This window comes from Microthrixaceae bacterium, assembly GCA_023957975.1.
In the GTDB taxonomy this organism is placed as follows: Bacteria; Actinomycetota; Acidimicrobiia; order Acidimicrobiales; family Microtrichaceae; genus JAMLGM01.
On sequence record JAMLGM010000004.1, the window covers coordinates 1 to 18,820 of the forward strand.

The window sequence follows — 18,820 nt, forward strand, 5'->3', positions numbered from 1 at the left end:
CGAGACAGTTCGGTCCCTATCCTCTACAGCCGTAAGTGACTTGAGAAAAGCTATCCCTAGTACGAGAGGACCGGGATGGACGTAGCTCTAGTGTGCCAGTTGTTCCGCCAGGGGCATGGCTGGTTGGCTACCTACGGAAGAGATAACCGCTGAAAGCATCTAAGTGGGAAGCTCCTTTCAAGATGAGGTCACTCACCAGGTTAACTGGGTAAGGCCTGTGATAGACGATCACGTTGATAGGCCGGAAGTGTACGCACGGTAACGTGTTGAGCTGACCGGTACTAATCGGCCGAGGGCTTTAGTTGTTCTACATGGTTGTTCGTACTTGCTATCAACTTTTCAAAGATCTTGGTTTCGGTGGTTTTAGCGAGAGGGTCACACCCGTTCCCATCCCGAACACGGTAGTTAAGCCTTTCAGCGCCGATGGTACTTGGGACGGGAGTCCCTGGGAGAGTAGGACGCCGCCGGATTTCGTATGAAACGGGTTGGAGGAACCAGTTGCTGGTTCCTCCAACCCGTTTTCGCTCGTTTTTTCCGCATTTAACCGCCATCAACCGAGATCGTCCAACCGAGATCTATGGCGGTGTGGGTCAACCCCTTTTGTGGTCCCGCCGGTCGTACGTCCGCGTTCAACTACACTCGCTCCAATGCCATCCGATGCTCCGAAATCATCGCGGGAACCATCGCGTTCGCCCTCGAGCGGTCAGAACCGCGGCTCCGGCGCGAAAGCGTCTGGAGTGCGCTCGGACGGCACACCTCGGCGCCCGAACCCCAAGGCCCGCAAGCGCATTCCGCCGCCGCCGGCGCGGGAGCCAAAGCAGTGGATCCGTGACGACGAGCCGGCTTCGGGCGAGCGTCAACGCCGCAACAGCGAGGACCGGAACCGGGAGCGGGCCCGTCGTGGCGACGCCCCCTTCGCCACCGAACTGTCGCCGAGTGGCGCCGGCGGTGCCGGCGGGCTCGAGCCGGAGATCGATCGTCGGGAGTTCGAGGCGCTCGCCAATTCGAAAGCCCGCGCCAAGACGTTGGCCAATCGCGTCGGCGAGGCGGCTTCGCATTTCGCCGCCGAGCGATACATCGACGCACGCCGGTTGTTGCGCCCGATTGCCGAGGAGCTCCCCGGGTCGCCGACCGTCCGCGAGTTGTACGGCCTGACCCAGTACTGCCTCGGGAATTGGAACGAGGCGGTTCGCCAACTCGAGGCGCTGCGGGCGATGCCCGGTTACAACTGCGAGCAGCACCCGGTTCTGATGGACAGCTATCGGGCGCTGAAGCGTTGGCACGAGGTCGACGAGCTCTGGGAAGAGCTGCGCGAGGTTTCTCCGTCGAAGGAGTTGATCGTCGAGGGGCGCATCGTCGCCGCCGGCGCCCTTGCGGATCGGGGGAAGCTCAAGGCGGCTGTCGATCTGCTGGAGGACGGTTGGAAGGCGCCTCGACGTCCAAAGCCCGCACACCTGAGCCAGGCCTATGCGCTCGCGGATCTGTATGAGCGATCCGGCGACGTGATCCGGGCTCGAACGCTGATGGGCTGGGTGGCCACGATGGACCCCGGATTCTCCGACGCCGCGCAACGTGCGGAATCGATGTAATCGCGGATTGTTCGGTACGCTGGAACGACGTTCGCCAACCATAAGGAGAAGATGGTGGATATCCAGAGCCTGCTCGGCAACGAGGCCGAGACGCTGCTGTCGCACGAGTCGAAGACCATCACGAAGGACCGACTTCACCTGCCCGGCCCCGACTTCGTGGATCGCATCTTCGCCCAGAGCGACCGCTCGCCCCAGGTCCTTCGGAACCTCCAGGCACTGTATGGCCACGGCCGTCTCGCCAACACCGGGTATGTGTCGATCCTTCCGGTCGATCAGGGCATCGAGCACACCGCTGCGGCATCCTTCGCCCCGAATCCCGAGTATTTCGACCCCGAGAACATCGTCGAATTGGCGATCGACGGCGGCTGCAACGCCGTGGCGACCACCTTTGGCGCCCTCGGTCTGATGAGCCGCAAATATGCGCACCGAATCCCGTTCATCGTGAAGGTGAACCACAACGAATTGCTCACCTACCCGAACAGCTTCGATCAGGTGCCCTTCGGTTCGGTGCAGCAGGCCTTCGACCTCGGTGCCGCCGGCATCGGCGCCACGATCTACTTCGGTTCCGAGGAGTCGCGCCGTCAGATCCGTGAGATCTCCGAGATGTTCGAAGAGGCCCACCAACTCGGCATGTTCACCGTGTTGTGGTGCTACCTGCGCAACGACGGTTTCAAGGTCGATGGGGTCGATTATCACGACGCTGCCGACACCACCGCCCAGGCGAACCACATCGGTGCCACGATCAACGCCGATATCGTCAAGCAGAAGCTGCCGACCAAGAACGGCGGATTCAACGCCATCGGTTTCGCCAAGACCCACAAGCTGGTCTACGAAGAACTCACCACCGACAACCCGATCGACCTGTGCCGTTGGCAGGTGGCGAACGGGTACATGGGGCGTATCGGCCTCATCAACTCGGGCGGCGAGTCGAAGGGCGAGTCCGACCTCGCCGATGCGGTGCGCACGGCGGTCATCAACAAGCGCGCCGGGGGAACCGGTCTGATCTCGGGCCGTAAGGCCTTCCAGAAGCCACGCGCCGAAGGTGTCGCCCTGCTCAACGCGATCCAGGACGTGTACCTCGACGGTTCGATCACCGTCGCCTGATCCGGCCGCTGGCGGTGACCACCTGGGTCCTCGACCTCGACGGGGTGATGTGGCGTGGCGACACGTCGATCCCCGGGTCCGCCGACGCGGTCGCAGCACTCGACGCCGCCGGGCACACGGTGGCGTTCTGTACGAACAACTCGTCGCAGCGGATCGGCTTCTACATCGAGAAGCTGATCCGCTTCGGCGTTGTGGAGACCATCGCGTCGCGGACCGTCAGCTCGGCGACCGCGGCGGGAACGCTGATCGAAGCGGGTGAACGCGTGTTGTTGTGCGCCGGCGAGGGGGCGCGCGAGGCGGTCGAGGACGCGGGAGGGGAACTCGTCGACGATCCCCGCGCTGCCGAGCGGGTGATCGTGGGGTTCCACCGCAGCTTCGACTACGACGCCATGTTGGGTGCCACCCGGGCGGTGCTCGGCGGCGCGACGCTGCTGGCCACCAACGACGACCCGATCTATCCCGCCGCGGATGGGCCGGCCCCCGGCGGCGGGGCGATCCTCGCCTCGATCGTTGCGGCGACGAGCCAGGCTCCGACGGTCGCGGGCAAACCCCATGAGCCGATGGCGGCGCTGATCCGGGCCAGGTTCACCGATTCCACCGGCTCTGGCGGCTCCATGGCCCCCGAAGCACCGTCGGCTGGCGTCTTCGTCGGGGATTCACCGCGAACCGACGGTGCGATGGCGGCACGGCTGGGCTGGCCCTTCGCCATGGTGTTGTCGGGCAATCACACACACAGCGACGAGGCCTGGCAGGCCCCGAACCTCGCCGACCTCGTCGAGGGTTACCTGCACGGGTCGGAGCGCTTCGGTGGCTAGCCGTCGCCGCCTCGACGCGGAGCTGGTCCGCCGCAAGATCGTCGACAGCCGCTCCGAAGCACAGCGCCTCATCGAAAAGCGCGCGGTGACGGTGAACGGATCGATCGCCGACAAGGCGGCCCGGCAGGTCGACCCGGGTGACGCGATCGAACTGGTCGGCCCGAAGAAGCGCTACGTCAGCCGCGGGGGAGACAAGCTCGCCGCGGCACTCGATGCGTTCGGGATCGACCCAGCCGGGATGACGGTGCTCGACGCCGGCGCCTCGACCGGAGGTTTCACCGATTGTTGCCTGCAACGTGGTGCAGCCAGGGTGATCGCCGTCGACGTCGGCTACAACCAACTCCACGAACGGCTGCGGTCCCACGAGCGCGTCGAGAGTCATGAGCGCTTCCACGTCAAGGATCTGACCCCACAGCAGTTCGGACTCGTCGACCTGTTGGTGGCGGATCTGTCGTTCATCTCGTTGCGCAGCGTGGCTCGGCCGCTGTTGAGCGTCGTGGCGCCGGGTGCCGACCTGGTGGTGCTCGTGAAGCCGCAGTTCGAAGCCGGCCGCTCCGAGGTGTCGAAGGGCAAGGGGATCATCACCGATCCCGAGATCCACGCCCGCACCGTGGCCGAGGTGAGCGAGGCCTTCGAGGCGCTCGGCGCGACCCGTTTGGGTTCGATCGAATCGCCGATACACGGCGCCCAGGGCAACACCGAATTCCTGGTGTGGTTCCGGCGCAGCGCTTCGGAATTGCCCGACGCCGACCTCGGCGGAGCCCGTATCGTCGGCGAAGCCCGTATCGTCGGAGAGAGCCCGCCGCGAGGTACCCGGACATGAGCGCATTCGGATTCTTGTTGCACGGCGACCGCGACCTCGCTCGAAGCCTCGGTGCCGATCTGACCCGGTGGCTGATCGAACGGGGCCACGAGGTCCGGCTGCTGGAGCGCGACGCGGCACGGGCGGGGTACCCGACGTTGGCCTTCGAGGAATCGGAGTTCGCCGCGGGCCTCGACCTGATCGTGGGCATCGGCGGGGACGGCACGATGCTCGACGCCGTGACCCTCGCCACGGCCGACGACATCGCGGTGCTCGGCATCAACGTTGGCCAACTCGGCTATCTGACCGCCGTCGAACCCGAACACGCACACGGAGCGATCAAGCGGTTCCTGGCCGGGGCCTACACGATCGAGGACCGGATGCGGATCGGCGGGGTGGCCCGGCGGGCCAACGGAACCCAGGAGGTGATTTCGCCGGCGTTGAACGAAGTGTTGGTCGAGCGGGCCGAACTCGGTCACACGATCCGCGTCGATGTCGCCCTCGACGGTGCCCCGTTCACCCCCTATGTCGCCGATGCCATCATCTTGGCGACGCCGACCGGGTCGACCGCATATGCGTTCAGTGCCCGCGGTCCGATCATGGATCCGCGGATGAGCGCGCAGGTGCTCGTGCCGGTGGCGCCCCATATGTTGTTCGACCGGCCGCTGGTGCTGGCGCCGACGTCGATGGTGCGTATGACGGTGAGTGGCAGTCGTCCGGCGCACCTGTCGGTGGACGGCCATTCGGAGATGCACCTCGACCCGGGAGACTCGATTCTGTGCACCGCAGCGGACACGCCGGCGCGCCTGGTGCGGTTCCCGAGCCCGAACCGGCATCACCACCACGTGCTGAAGACCAAGTTCGGACTCCCGGATCGCTGAACCTCCGCCGAACTGCCGCCCAGCGCTGTGGCCAGCACTGGACCGGCACTGTGCCGGCAGGGTCTGTGTCGGTGAGGTGAGGGGAGATGGCCGCGGCACTAGGCTCGCCGACGCCATGTTGATCGAGCTTGCCGTGCGTGATCTGGGCGTGATCGCCGACCTTCGTCTCGATTTCGGGGCGGGGATGAGCGCGTTGACCGGTGAGACCGGGGCGGGCAAGACGATGGTGATCGAGGCTCTCGGATTGCTGCTCGGAGCCAAGGCCGATCCGTCCCGTGTGCGTCCGGGGGCCGAGCGCAGCGTGATCGAAGGCCGTTTCGTCGACGCCGAAGGTCAGGAGCGGATCCTCAAAAGGGTCGTGCTCGCCGAGGGTCGTTCACGCTGCTACGCGGACGGGGAGATGGTCTCGGCGGCGGCGCTCGCCGAACTGGGGGCGCAGCTCGTGGAGATCTGTGGGCAGCACAGCCACCAGCAGCTTCAGTCGGCTCGTAGCCAGCGCGAGGCGCTCGACCGCTTCGCCGGCATCGACCTCGAACCGTGGCACGCCGCCCGGAGACAGTGCCGCGACCTGGCCGACCGGCTCGACGCCCTCGGCGGCGACGATCGCGCCCGGGCCCGCGAGATCGACCTGTTGCGTTACCAGCTCGAGGAGTTGGACCGCGCCGCCATCGAGGACCCGAACGAGGACGAGGCCCTCAGCGAGGAGGAGGATCGACTCGCCGATGCCGTCGCCCACGTCGGAGCGGGAAGCGAGGCGATCGCTGCGCTCCACGGCGACGAATCCTCGGCGGCGCCGTTGGCGTCGGCGGCAGACCGCATCGGCGAGGCGGTGGCGGCCCTTGCCTCGCGGTCGCCGTTCGCCGCGATCGGGGTTCGGCTTCAGGGGCTGAGTGCGGAGCTGTCCGACGCCGTGGATGAGCTGCGGTCGCTCACCGAGTCGATCGAACCCGACCCGGAGCGTCTCGACGAGATCCGGTCTCGCCGTCAACTGCTCGTCGAGTTGCGCCGCAAGTACGGCGATTCGCTCGCCGAGGTGATGGAGATGCATCGCGAACTCGCCGAGCGTCTCGACGAATTGACCGGCCACGAGGCCCGCGCCGCCAAGCTCGAGGCCGAACTCCGCGCCGCCCAGGCGGTCGAGGCCACCGAACGGGAGCGGGTGTATTCGGCTCGGGTGGCGGCTGCGCCGAAGCTGGCAGCGGCAGTGCAGGATCATCTCGGCGAGGTCGCCCTGCCCAATGCGAGGGTCGAGATTCGCGTATCGAACGGGGGCGAGTCATCCGCGGAGTCGGGCGGCGACGTCGAGTTCGCCATGAGTACCAACCCGGGCATGGCGCCGGCGCCGATCGCCAAGGCCGCTTCGGGTGGCGAGTTGTCCCGGGCGATGCTGGCCCTGCACCAGGTGCTGAGCTCGGGCGCGCCGACGATGGTGTTCGACGAGGTCGACGCCGGGATCGGCGGCACCGCAGCGACCGCGGTGGGCCGGGCACTCGCGCGGGTCGCTTCGTCGCGACAGGTGCTGGTGGTGACCCACCTGCCCCAGGTCGCGGCCCACGCGGATGCTCAGTTCTCGGTCGAAAAGAGCGGCGAGGATCTCGCCGTGTCGACGATTCGCACCCTCGACGACGACGAGCGCGTGATTGAGTTGAGCCGCATGTTGTCGGGCAGCCCCGACAGCGACGCCGCCCGCGCCCATGCGGCCGAACTGCTGAGCTCGGCAGGCCGCGGCTCGGGGGCGCAATGACCCAGCCGATCACCGGCGCGGCCTTCGCCGACGCTCGAACCAAGGACCTCGTCAAGCGGCTGCTGCCCGGACAGATCGCGGTGATCGACCACCGCGACCTCGATCGGGTGGCGGCCGAGACGCTGGTCGAGTCGGGGATCGCCGCGGTCATCAACGCGGACGAGTCGAGTTCTGGCCGCTACCCGAACGAGGGGCCGATCATCGTGTTGGAGGCGGGGATCGCCCTCGTCGACCGGGTCGGCGCGCAGATCATGGACGCCGTGTCCGACGGGCTCGAGGTGACCATCGATCCCGATGGCCGTATCAGCGCGGACGGCGAGACGATCGGCCATGGGGTGCGCCAGAGCCTCGAGTCGATTCACGAGATCCACGAGGAGTCGCGCAAGAACCTGGGCCAGGAGTTCATCCGCTTCATCGAAAACACCGTCGAGTATTTCGATCACAACCAGGACCTGGTGAGCGACGATCTCGAGATCCCCGATGTCGGCATCGACTTTGAGGGCCGTCACGTGCTGATGGTGGTGCGCGGTCACGATTACCGCGAAGACCTGACCCTGCTGCGCAACAGCGGATATGTCGCCGAGCAACGTCCGTTGCTCATCGGCGTGGACGGCGGAGCGGACGCGTTGTTGGAACTCGGCATGACCCCCGATGTGATCGTGGGGGATTTCGATTCGGTGACCGAGCAGGCGCTGCGCAGCGGCGCGAAGCTCGTCGTTCACGCCTTCCCCGACGGGCGGGCGCCGGGGGCGGAACGTCTCGACGAACTCGGCTGCGACTACGCGGTGTTCAAGGCCTCGGGGACGAGCGAGGACATCGCGATGTTGATGGCCTACAACCAGGGCGCCGAGCTGATCGTCGCCGTCGGGACCCACAGTTCGATGGTCGACTTTCTCGACAAGGGTCGCTCCGGCATGGCCTCGACGATCCTGACCCGGATGAAGGTCGGCCCCGCACTCGTCGACGCCAAGGGGGTGAGCCGCCTCTACCACTCGGGGGTGCGCAAGCGCGACCTGCTCCTGTTGGTCGTCGGCGCGCTCATCGCCATCGCCATCATCATCGTCGTATCGGATCCGGTGCGACTCGTGATCCACTCGATCTGGTCGGATCTGACGGGCTGAGGAGCCACATGATCAACCTTCGTTTCCACATCGTGAGCATCGTTGCGGTCTTCTTGGCGCTCGCCATCGGCATCTTGACCGGCTCCACCCTGCTCGACCGTGCGACCATTCAGGTGCTCGAGGATCGCCAGCAGAGCCTCGATGACCGCAACGAGGAACTGCGCGGCCGGGTTGCGGCGCTCGAGGACAACACCAAGCGCCGCGACCTCGCCCAGGCGGCCCTCGACGATCAGGCGTTGGCCGAGTTGGTTCCCGGTCTGGTCGCCGACGAGCCGTTGCTGTTGATCGCCGCTCGGGGGATCGACGAGGACACGGTGAACGGCACCTCGGAATTGTTGGCCGACGCCGGTGCGAACGTGTTGGGCACCGCCTGGTTCGACGAACGCCTCGACCTTCGCGAGGCCCAGGTGCGTACCCGGCTCGCAGCGGCGTTGGACGTGTCGGATTCGACGTTGGCGGCGCTGGTGGAGGCCCTGGCGGTTCCGCTGAGCGTTCCGACGCCTGCCACGACCACGACGACCGCCGCATCGGTGGACCCTGCGGCACCGGTCGATCCCGCCGCACCGGTCGACCCTGCGGCACCGGTCGATCCCGCCGCTCCGGTCGACCCTGCCGCGCCGGTCGACGACCAGGCCCAACCGCCGGAGGGGGCGACGACGCAGGATCCGACGCCCGAATCGGGGATTGACGCGCCGCTCGCGTTGCTTCGGGCGCTCGTCGACGGCGGGTTTGTCGACTGGTCGGCTCCGAACGGCACCGAGTCCATGCCCTCGGAGTTGCCGGCCGGCGCCGTTCAGCTGCTCGTGGTGTCCGGTGAGGGCGCCGAGTTGGCCGACGACGGGTTCCTCATGCCGCTCGTCGGAGCGCTCGCCGCCCATCGTCCGGGGGTGATCGTCGGGGAGGTGCAGCGGCCGCGCAGCGATATGGAACAGCTCAGCGATGCCTCCCATGAACGGCGCGGCGCGGTGGTCGATCCCATCCGAAGCGATTCGACGCTGTCCGGGCGGGTCGTCACCGTCGACAACGTGGACGAGCCGTGGGGCAAGCTGGCGGTGGTGTTCGCACTCGCGGGAATCGATCCACTCGAGTTCGGCGCGTTCGGGATGGCGTCGAGCGCCGATGCCGTCCTGCCGGATCTCGGCGGATGACCGATCTGACCCGCTCGGCGCGGGCCATGACGGTGCTGACCGTCGTGTCCCGGGTGAGCGGCTTTGCACGCATGGTCGTGTTCGCCGCGGTGTTCGGCGGCACGGTGCTCGACAACGTCTACAACAGTTCGAACACCATCCCGAACATCTTGTTCGAACTGTTCGCTGCGGGGGCCCTCCAGGCGGTGCTGGTGCCGACGATGGTGCGTTTGATGCCCCATACCGACACCACCGAGGAGGCCGAGGATCTCGCGGGAACGCTCGTCGGGGTGCTCGGGGTCGTCCTGGCAGCGCTGGGGTTGCTGGCGGCGTTGACGGGGCCGCATCTCATGGGGTGGATGTTGCGCGATATCGATCCGGCGGTTCGTGACCGTTCGGTCGAGGTGGGCGCCTTGTTCCTGTGGTTCTTCGCCCCACAGCTCGTCTTCTATGGCGTCAACGTCGTCGCCACCGCGGTGCTCAACGCCAAGAATCACTTCGCGCTGCCGGTGTTCGCTCCGACGCTGAACAACCTCGTGGTCATCGTCGCCTACCTGATGTATGCGCTCGTCCACGACGGGGAACCCTCGCTGACCATGACGGCGGCCGAGGTGTGGCTCGTGGCGGGCGGTACGACCGCGGCGGTGATCGCCTTTTGCATCCTGCCGGCGTGGGCGGTGCGCAGGAGCGGCTTTTCGTTGCGGCCGCGGTTCAACCTGTCGAACCCGGCGCTGTTTCGACTCGTTCGCGAGGGGGCCTGGGCCGGCGTGTTTCTGGGGTTCACCCAGGTGATTCTCGTCGTGGTGATCGTGGTGGCCAACCGTGTCACCGGCGGCACGACGGCCTACAACCTGGCGTTCGTGTTGTTCACGCTGCCCCACGCGTTGTTCGCCGTGCCGGTGATGACCACCCGGTTCCCCGAGATGTCCCGGGCGGCCGACAGCGGGGATTGGGCGGGCTATGTCGAGTCGCTGTCGACCGCGGTGCGTTCGATCGGGTTTCTCACGTTGTTGTCCTCGGCGGCGGTCGTGGCGTTGGCCTACCCGGGGGCGCGCATCGTGGCGTTCGGGCAGGGGGCGTCGTTGGCCGGGCGGATCGGGGAGGCGACCCTGGCGTTTGCGCCCGGCCTGATCGGCTGGAGCCTGCTGTTGTTGTTCACGCGGGCTTGTTACGCGCGAGGCGATGCCCGCACCCCAGCGCTGGTCAACGGTGGGGTGGCCGCGCTGTGCGTCACCGTGATGTTGGGCGTGGTGCCGCGCCTTGGCGACGAGCATCTCATCACCGGCCTGACCGGCACCTATGCGGCCGGCAACCTCGTCGGGGCCGCGGTGCTGGGGATGGTGCTGGCGCGCCGGGCCCATGGCGATGGGGTGGCGCTGGTGCAGGTCGGTTCCTCACTCGCCCTCAACGCCGTGGCGAGCGTCGTCGCCGGCGGAATCGGGGTCGGGGTCACCGCCACGCTCGGGTCCCAAACCCGCACCGAGGCGCTCATCGCGTCGGCGGTCGGCGCCCCGGTGGTGCTGGGGGTGTTCCTGGGGGTGCGCCGGTTGTTGGGCGGGTCGGGGCCGCGAACCGCGTTGTCCTCGCTCGGGGCGCAGTGACTCCTACGCTGGGCGGGCGATGATGCGTGTTCTCGAAGTGCTCGGCCCCTCCACCGGCGGCATCCGCCGTCACGTGGCGCTGTTGGCGAAGCTGTTGGCGAGCGGCGGCGACGAGGTGGTGGCCGCCGCTCCGACGGGGGTGCTCGACGGCCTCGACGTGGGTGTCGCTGCGGTTCGCGAGGTGCCGGTGCCGACCTCGTTCGACCCCCGCAGGATCGTGAGGGCGGTGCGATCCATGCGGCGCCTCATCGCCGAGACCCACCCCGAGGTCGTGCATGCCCACGGGCTGAAGGCGGCGTGGGTCGCGGTGCTGGCGCGGCCGGGGGTGCCGGTGGTGTTGACGGTGCACAACGTGGTGCTCGACGAGGTGGCCGGGCGGTCGGCGGCGCTGCAGCGATGGCTCGAACGGCGGGTTGTCAAACAGGTCGACCGGGTCATCGCCGTGTCGCCCGAGATCGTCGAGCACCTCGGAGCCGGAACCTTCGTGCTGCCGGCCTCCGAGGCGCCCGTGCCGCGCCGGGAACGTGGCGAGGTGCGTCAAGGCCTCGGACTCGGCGATGACGACCCGCTGGTGGTGTGCGCGGCGCGGCTGCACCCCCAAAAGGATCTGCCGCTGCTGTTGCGCGCCTGGGCCCGGCTCCAGGATCGGGCGGCGTGGTTGCTGATCGTCGGAGACGGCCCGCAACGCGACGAACTCGAGGCGCTTCGCAGCGATCTCGGCCTCGACAGGGTTTTGATGCCGGGGGCGAGCCCCCACGCGGTCGACGAACTCAACGCCGCGGATCTGGTGGTGATGAGCTCGCGTTGGGAGGGCGCGCCGCTGGTCATCGCCGAGGCGATGCAACTCGGCAAGGCGATCGTGTCGACCCGCGTCGGCGTGGTGCCCGACATGATTCTCGGCTGCGGCGAGGTCGTCGAGGTGGGAGACGAGGACGCGCTGGTCGCGGCGATCGACCGGTTCCTTGCCGATGACGAGCTGCGTGAGAATTGTGCGAAGTCCGCGCTGGAGCGGGGTCGGGTGCTCTACGGTGCCCAACGACTCGTCGACGAGGTTCGCGGCGTGTACGTGGAGGTCGTAGCGAGGTGAAGGTGCGCCTGGAGACTCGCCGGACCGGGTCGTCGACGCGGTGGTCGTGGCTGAATCGCGGTTCCCGTCGCAACCTCGCGCTCGTCGTCGTGCTCGTCGCCGTGGTCCTGGCATCGACGCCCTCGACGGCGGGTGCGCAGGTGGAACAGGACCCCCTCGACGCCGATTCCAGCCAGTCCGGCCCCGGTCGGGTCCTGATCATCAGCGCACCGCGGCTGACCTGGCAGAGCGTCGAACAGGTTGCTCCGCCGCATCTGATGGAGCTGTTTTCGCAGTCAGCGCTCGCCTCGACCTCAGTGCGGGCTGCGGCGAGTGTGACGAGGCCCGCGGATGGCTATCTCACGATCGGGGCCGGCAACCGGATGGCCGCGCCCGCGTCGATTTCGGGGGGAGCGACCGTCGAGGTCGGCGAGCTTTTCGGCGACCGCATTCCCTCGGAGTTGTTCCAGCGCACCACCGGGGTCACGCCCACGAAGCCGATCCTGTCGCTCGACAAGCCTCAACTCGACCGCTTCAACGAGGACAACTACCACTTCGGGGCGAGTTCCGGCTCGTTGGCCCACGCGCTCAACGAGTCCGGCCGCACCATGAGCGTGCTGGGCAACACCGATATCGCCATGGTCGACTCCTACCTGCGTCAGGTCGGTCTGGCGGCGATGGGGCGCGACGGGCAGGTCGATGACGGCGCCGTCGGCCGACAACTGTTGCGGTTCAACGCCGAGGCGGCCTGGGGACTCGAACTCGACCACGACGTCTACCTGCGGGTCTTCCAACGGATGTGGGCCCAACACGACGTGGTCCTGGCCGAGTTGTCCGACCTCGAACGGGCCGAGACCGCCCGCTCCGACTCGACCCTCGAACAGGGGGCCGCCCAATACGAGCGTGCGCTTCGCAGTAGCGACGACCTCGTGGGGGCGATGCTCGCCGATGTCGACCTGGACCGCGACACCGTCATCGTGGTGTCGCCGACGGCTCCGTTCGAGGAGTTGCAACTCACCGTGTTCGCGATGGCGGGTCCGGGTATAGACGCCGGGTGGGCCAAATCGGCCACGACCAGACGAGCGCGTTTTGTGACCCTGACCGACATCGCCCCGACCGTGCTCGCTCATTTCGACGTTCCCGCCCCGTCGGAGATGAACGACACCCGCATCTCTGCGGTCGTCGCGTCGACGACGCCCGGGGAACGCATCGACACGATGATCGACGACTCCGCCGAGGCCGTGCTGCGTGACCGCACCTTCGGGCCGATCTCGGTCGTGTTCGTCGTGGCGCTGGTGATCACCATCGTGTTGGCGACCCTGGCGCTGGCGCGGGTGCCTCGTCTCGCCCCGTTGTTGCGCGGCATCACGTTGGTGGAGTTGGCCTTCCTGCCGACGACCTTTCTGCTCGGTTTGTTCGCGATCCGCACCGCGACCGGGATCGGGGTGGGGCTCATCGTCGGCTCGGTCGGCTTCGCGTTCGCCGCGGCCCTGCTCAAACGCGTCGATTCCACCATGCCCGCCCTGGCGCTGGTGGGGCTGTTGTGGCTGGTGTTGGCGCTCGACATCGCGACCGGTGGCCGGCTGCAGATCAACACGACCTTCGGCTACTCGCCGATCGTCGCGGGACGTTTCGCCGGGTTCGGAAACCAGGCCTATTCGATGATCGCGGTGAGCGCGCTGTTGTTGGCGGCCGGGTTCGCCGACCGACGACGACCGGATGCCGAAGGGCGTGCGACCGTCGCCACGAGTGCGGCCATCGGGGTGTGGATGCTGGTCACCCTCGTACTCGACGGCCATCCCTCGATGGGCTCCGATGTCGGCGGCGTGTTGGCGATCGTGCCGGCGACCGCAGTGCTGTTGTTGATGATTCGACGGGTGAAGATCCGCGCCCGCCTCGTGGCGATGATCGGCCTCGGCACGATCGCCGTGCTCGCCCTGTTCGCCGGGTTGGACCTCGGCCGCCCACCGGAATCGCGGACCCATCTGGGCCGGTTCGCCTCGGATCTCTTCAATGGCGAGGCGGGGCAGATCATCCAACGCAAGCTCGCAGCGAACCTGCGCGTGCTCACCAGCGTGTGGGCCTGGGTGATCCCGGCCGCGCTCATCTACTTCTGTTACCTGACCTGGCGCCCGAACCGGACGTTCTCGCGCCTGATGGAGCGATCGCCGAACTACCGCGCCTTCGGGGTCTCCGCGCTCACCCTCGGGTTTCTGTCGGCGGCACTGAACGACTCGGGGGTGTCGCTGCCGGCAATCATGTTGGCCATCGTGTCGGCCTACACGATCTATCTGGTGACGGAACTGGAATTCAGCGATGTTCGGGAGCCAGCGATGATCGAAACGGTCTCAGCGGAATCGGCGGCACGGGTGGCACGGGTGGCCGCCGCCGAGGAGCCATCCTCCGACCACGACACGGCAGGGGAGCAGTGATGAACGGACTCGACTGGTCGACCTCGCTGTCGGACGTCGTGGTGTGTGCGTGCGCCGGGTTCATCGTCGCCATGGCCTTGTGGGCGGCCATGCAGGACGCATTTGTTCAGCAGACGTTTCTGCGGACGAACTACCGGGGCCACCAGTTGCCGACCGCCGTCGGGGTGCTCATCGTGGTCCCCTACGCCTTGGTCGTCGGGTTGAGTTCGTGGTTGAACTGGGACCTGATCGACGGCGCAGCGCTCGCCCTCGTGCTCGGATTCGGGGTGCTCGGCCTGCTCGACGACGTCGGCGGAGCGGGCGAGAGCGGGGGGTTCCGCGGTCACCTCCGAGCACTGGCGGCCGGCCGCCTGACCACCGGGGGGCTCAAGATGCTGGGTGGCCCGGTGGTGGCCCTGGCCGTGACCGGCGACCTGCTGGTGGCGGCGATCGTCTGCCTCGCGGCGAACCTCGCCAACCTGTTCGACCGTGCGCCCGGCCGCACGACCAAGGTGTCGCTGCTCGCGTTCGGCCTGATCGCCCTCGCCGGGTGGACCCTGCCGCCGGCGTCGGTGGCGCTCGTGATCGGTGCGGCCGCCGGCCTGCTGTGGGGCGACCTCAACGAGCAGTACATGATGGGCGATGCCGGGTCGAACGTGATCGGCGCGGTGATCGGAGTCCAAATCGTCGCGGCCTTCCCGTCGACCTCGGCCCGATGGATCACCCTCGCGGTGCTCGTCGCGTTCAACATCGCCTCGGAATTCGTGTCGTTTTCGAAGATCATCGCGTCGACCCCGCCGCTGCGCGCCCTGGACCTGCTCGGGGCACGCCGTCGGCCGCGCTAGGTTTGTGAGGACCAAAGGAGTTACGTGTGACCAAGCACATCTTCGTGACGGGTGGCGTCGCGAGTTCACTTGGCAAGGGCCTCACCGCGTCCTCGCTCGGGCGGTTGCTCAAGGCACGTGGCCTCCGGGTGACGATGCAGAAGCTCGACCCCTACATCAACGTCGACCCGGGGACGATGAATCCCTTCGAACACGGAGAGGTGTACGTCACCGAGGACGGGGGTGAAACCGACCTCGACCTCGGTCACTACGAGCGCTTCATCGACGAGAACCTGACCGCCAACTCCAACGCGACGACGGGGTCGATCTACACCGCGGTCATCGCGGCGGAGCGTCGCGGCGACTATCTGGGCAAGACCGTGCAGGTGATTCCTCACATCACCGACGAGATCAAGTCCCGTATCGCCGCGATGGCGAGTCCCGACATCGACGTGGCGATCACCGAGGTCGGCGGAACCGTCGGCGATATCGAGATCCTGCCGTTCATCGAGGCGATCCGACAGTTCCGCCTCGACGTGGGGCGCGAGAACTGCTGCTACATCCACCTGACCCTGGTGCCCTTCATCGGACCGTCGGGGGAGCAAAAGACCAAGCCGACCCAGCACTCGGTGACCGAGCTGCGAAGCCGCGGCATTCAGCCTCAGATCATCGTGTTGCGTTCCGAGGCACCGGTGGGCGACGGCGTGAAGCGCAAGATCAGTTCGCTCAGCGACGTCCCGGTCGAAGCGGTCATCAACGCCGCCGATGCCGAGAGCCTCTATGATCTGCCCGGCGTACTGCACGCCGAGGGCCTCGATACCGAGGTAGTCAAGTTGCTCGGACTCGACGTGCCCGAACCGGACATGACCGAATGGGACGAGGTCGTGCGGCGTGTGAAGACCGCGGATTTCCCGGTGCGAATCGGCATCGTCGGCAAATACGTCGCCCTGCCCGACGCGTATTTGTCGGTGGTCGAGTCGCTCTATCACGCCGGCGCCTTCAACGGGTCCGATATCCGCATCGAGTGGATCTCGGCCGAGGAGGCCGAAGACCTCGTCGCCAGCGGTGAGATGGGCAATCTCGACGGCATCGTGATCCCCGGCGGGTTCGGCGAACGCGGCGTCGAGGGCAAGATCGCGGCCGCGCGCTACACCCGCGAACACGACATCCCGACCCTCGGCCTGTGCCTGGGACTGCAGGTGATGACGATCGAGTACGCCCGCGACGCGTTGGGCATGGACGGTGCGAACTCGGCCGAACTCGACCCCGACACCCCGTATCCGGTGATCGACATCATGGACGACCAGGTCGACGTCGAAAACAAGGGTGGCACGATGCGCCTCGGCGCCTATCCGGCCGTGCTCGGTCCCGGCACCCGCGTCGCCGAGATCTACGGCTCGACCGAGGTGAGCGAGCGGCACCGACACCGCTACGAGTTCAACAACCGGTTCCGCGAGCGCTTCGAGGGCACCGACTTCGTCATCTCGGGCACCTCGCCCGACGGTCGTCTGGTCGAGTTCATCGAGCTGGCGAATCACCCGTTCTGGATCGGCACCCAGGCGCACCCGGAACTCAAGAGTCGGCCCACCCACCCGGCGCCGCTGTTTCGGGAATTCGTGGTCGCGGCCCGGGCCCGGGCCGAGGGGCGCAACCCGACGATCCTGGAGGTGTCGTGACGGTGGCCGACGCCAGCGCCGGCGACGAGGTGCAGTTCCACAAGGTCTCCGAGGAGCTCATCCATCAGGGGTTCGTGATCGGCGTCTACAACGTGCGTTTTGAGGGCCCGGGCGGGGTGCAGATGGACCGCGACGTGGTTCGTCACCCCGGGGCGGTGTCGGTGGTTCCCGTGTTGGAGGACAACACCGTCGTGCTGGTTCGGCAGTTCCGCTCGGCGCTCGAACACAACATCTTGGAGATCCCCGCCGGCAAACGCGACGTCGACGGCGAGGCCCCCGAGGTGACCGCCCGGCGAGAGCTGAGCGAGGAGGTCGGCTACGAGGCGGGTTCGCTCGTCAAGTTGCTCGAACTCACCCATTCCCCCGGGTTCTGCGACGAGGTGAACCACATCTACCTGGCCACCGACCTGACCCCGACCGAACGCAGCGTGGACGGCCCCGAGGAGGAGGCGATGACGATCGAACACGTCGCGCTCGCGGACGTCTTCGATCTCATCTCGAGCGGTGCGATCACCGACGCCAAGTCGGTGGCGGGCCTGACGATGGCCTACCACCGCCTCCTGCGCTGAGCGTCGGCCGATGGGCGCCGGCGACGAGGGCCTGCCCGCAGCGGCGGAGTCGTTTCTGCTGTGGCTCACGGTGGAACGCGGACGTTCGGCCAACACCCTCGCCGCATATCGTCGAGACCTCGGCGGGTATGTCGACTGGCTGGGGTCCCGCGGCCTGAACGTGTCCACCGTCGGCCACGACGACGTGTTGAGCTGGGTCGTGGAACTGCGCGATGGGTTGGCGGCGAGTTCGGTGGCACGCAAGGTGTCGGTGGTTCGTGCCCTGCACCGCTGGATGGCCTCGGAGGGACTCTCGGAGGTCGACCCCACGTTGCGCCTCGAGTCGCCCCGCCAACGAGACCCCATCCCCAAGGCGCTGAGCGAAACCGACATCGAGCGTCTGCTGGGAGCGGCCACCGCATCGGAGAACCTGCGAGACATCGCGTTGCTGGAAGTGCTGTACGGGTCGGGGCTGCGGATCTCCGAGGCGGTGGGACTGAACCTCACCGACGTCGACCTCGAGGCCAAGCTCATGCGGGTGTTCGGCAAAGGGGCGAAGGAACGCATCGTGCCCATCGGCCGGGTGGCCCAGCACGCCCTGGCACGGTACCTCGACGACGGTCGGGCGGCGATGGTGCCGCGACGACCGCGCTCGCGTGACGACGCGGATGCCGTGTTTCTCAACCAGCGGGGCGGCCGACTGACCCGCCAGGGCGGGTGGCTGATCCTCGACAGGCACGCCCGATCGGTTGGGCTGTCGGTGTCGCCACACGTCCTGCGCCACTCGTGTGCCACTCACATGCTCGACCACGGCGCCGATATCAGAGCGGTGCAGGAACTGCTCGGCCATGCGTCGATCTCGACCACCCAGCGCTACACCAAGGTGATGACCGACCGGATGTGGCGCGTCTATGAACAGGCCCACCCCCGGGCCGGATCGGTGAGTTGATGGGAGTCGACCTTCGCCACCGCGTGCCGCGGTTCTTCGAATCGCTCAAGCCGGGGCCTCCACCGCCTGAGGATGTCGACTGGGCGCTGTCGCTGCTCAACGAGCGCGAACAGACGCTGTTTCATCGGATGTCGAACCCCGATCAGCGTCACGCGATTCGTGTCGCCCGCCGGGTCGAGACGTCGTATCCGCCGGTGGCCGGCGAGACCGGGGTGCCGGTGGCGACGGCGCTGGTCGCTGCGCTGTTGCACGACGTCGGCAAGATCGAGGCGGGGCTCGGCACCTATGGCCGTGTGGTCGCTGCGGGCTGTGAGGTCGTGGCCCGAGACATGGCCGAGATCTGGCAGCAGCGTTCGGGCATGACGCGACGCATCGGGCTGTACCTTCGCTACACCGAGATCGGGGTCGACCTGTTGCGCCTCGCCGGTTCCGAGGAGGTGGTCGTGGCCTGGTCGCGGGAGCATCACCTCGACGAGGAGCAGTGGAGCGTGCCGATCGCCTTCGGCAGGGTGCTGGCCGCAGCGGACGAGTGAGGGTGCCGCTCGGGCCAGCGGCGCCGCAT

At 67.4% G+C, this 18,820-nt stretch carries 16 protein-coding genes and 2 rRNA genes; all 18 read left to right on the forward strand.

Annotated elements, in window-relative coordinates:
- Positions 1–306, forward strand: a 23S ribosomal RNA gene (locus M9952_06910); the annotation flags it as partial.
- Positions 307–353: 47 nt separating this feature from the next.
- Positions 354–470, forward strand: a 5S ribosomal RNA gene (gene rrf, locus M9952_06915).
- A 177-nt stretch (positions 471–647) separates the two neighbouring features.
- A complete protein-coding gene (locus M9952_06920; protein ID MCO5312653.1) occupies positions 648–1,589 on the forward strand; it encodes a tetratricopeptide repeat protein in 942 nt (313 codons plus the stop codon).
- A gap of 51 nt (positions 1,590–1,640) precedes the next feature.
- Entirely contained in the window at positions 1,641–2,693 is a 1,053-nt protein-coding gene (locus M9952_06925; protein ID MCO5312654.1) for a class I fructose-bisphosphate aldolase, read from the forward strand.
- A 14-nt stretch (positions 2,694–2,707) separates the two neighbouring features.
- The gene (locus tag M9952_06930; protein MCO5312655.1) at positions 2,708–3,508 is read left to right on the forward strand and encodes an HAD-IIA family hydrolase; all 801 of its coding nucleotides are present in this window, start codon (positions 2,708–2,710) and stop codon (positions 3,506–3,508) included.
- A complete protein-coding gene (locus M9952_06935; protein MCO5312656.1) occupies positions 3,501–4,331 on the forward strand; it encodes a TlyA family RNA methyltransferase in 831 nt (276 codons plus the stop codon). Before M9952_06930 ends, M9952_06935 begins: the two co-directional genes overlap by 8 nt.
- The gene (locus M9952_06940; GenBank protein MCO5312657.1) at positions 4,328–5,191 is read left to right on the forward strand and encodes an NAD(+)/NADH kinase; all 864 of its coding nucleotides are present in this window, start codon (positions 4,328–4,330) and stop codon (positions 5,189–5,191) included. The genes M9952_06935 and M9952_06940 overlap by 4 nt, the downstream gene beginning before the upstream one ends.
- A 115-nt stretch (positions 5,192–5,306) precedes the next feature.
- The gene (gene recN, locus M9952_06945; GenBank protein MCO5312658.1) at positions 5,307–6,935 is read left to right on the forward strand and encodes a DNA repair protein RecN; all 1,629 of its coding nucleotides are present in this window, start codon (positions 5,307–5,309) and stop codon (positions 6,933–6,935) included.
- Positions 6,932–8,056, forward strand: a complete 1,125-nt coding sequence (gene steA, locus M9952_06950) for a putative cytokinetic ring protein SteA (GenBank protein ID MCO5312659.1) — start codon at positions 6,932–6,934, stop codon at positions 8,054–8,056. The genes recN and steA overlap by 4 nt, the downstream gene beginning before the upstream one ends.
- A gap of 8 nt (positions 8,057–8,064) precedes the next feature.
- Positions 8,065–9,204: a copper transporter gene (locus tag M9952_06955; protein ID MCO5312660.1), complete on the forward strand. Its 1,140-nt coding sequence runs from the start codon at positions 8,065–8,067 to the stop codon at positions 9,202–9,204.
- A complete protein-coding gene (locus M9952_06960) occupies positions 9,201–10,784 on the forward strand; it encodes a hypothetical protein (GenBank protein MCO5312661.1) in 1,584 nt (527 codons plus the stop codon). Before M9952_06955 ends, M9952_06960 begins: the two co-directional genes overlap by 4 nt.
- Before the next feature lie 19 nt (positions 10,785–10,803).
- Positions 10,804–11,871 (forward strand): glycosyltransferase family 4 protein, encoded by a 1,068-nt coding sequence (locus tag M9952_06965; protein ID MCO5312662.1) that lies wholly within the window; start codon positions 10,804–10,806, stop codon positions 11,869–11,871.
- Positions 11,868–14,282 (forward strand): hypothetical protein, encoded by a 2,415-nt coding sequence (locus tag M9952_06970; protein MCO5312663.1) that lies wholly within the window; start codon positions 11,868–11,870, stop codon positions 14,280–14,282. The genes M9952_06965 and M9952_06970 overlap by 4 nt, the downstream gene beginning before the upstream one ends.
- Positions 14,282–15,106: a hypothetical protein gene (locus M9952_06975; GenBank protein MCO5312664.1), complete on the forward strand. Its 825-nt coding sequence runs from the start codon at positions 14,282–14,284 to the stop codon at positions 15,104–15,106. The genes M9952_06970 and M9952_06975 overlap by 1 nt, the downstream gene beginning before the upstream one ends.
- Positions 15,107–15,132: 26 nt before the next feature.
- A complete protein-coding gene (locus M9952_06980) occupies positions 15,133–16,761 on the forward strand; it encodes a CTP synthase (GenBank protein ID MCO5312665.1) in 1,629 nt (542 codons plus the stop codon).
- Between the two features lie 2 nt (positions 16,762–16,763).
- The gene (locus tag M9952_06985; protein ID MCO5312666.1) at positions 16,764–17,330 is read left to right on the forward strand and encodes an NUDIX hydrolase; all 567 of its coding nucleotides are present in this window, start codon (positions 16,764–16,766) and stop codon (positions 17,328–17,330) included.
- 10 nt (positions 17,331–17,340) lie between these two features.
- On the forward strand, positions 17,341–18,258 hold the full coding sequence (locus M9952_06990; GenBank protein MCO5312667.1) for a site-specific tyrosine recombinase XerD: 918 nt from the start codon (positions 17,341–17,343) through the stop codon (positions 18,256–18,258).
- Positions 18,258–18,791, forward strand: a complete 534-nt coding sequence (locus M9952_06995; protein MCO5312668.1) for a hypothetical protein — start codon at positions 18,258–18,260, stop codon at positions 18,789–18,791. The genes M9952_06990 and M9952_06995 overlap by 1 nt, the downstream gene beginning before the upstream one ends.
- Positions 18,792–18,820 lie beyond the last annotated feature (29 nt).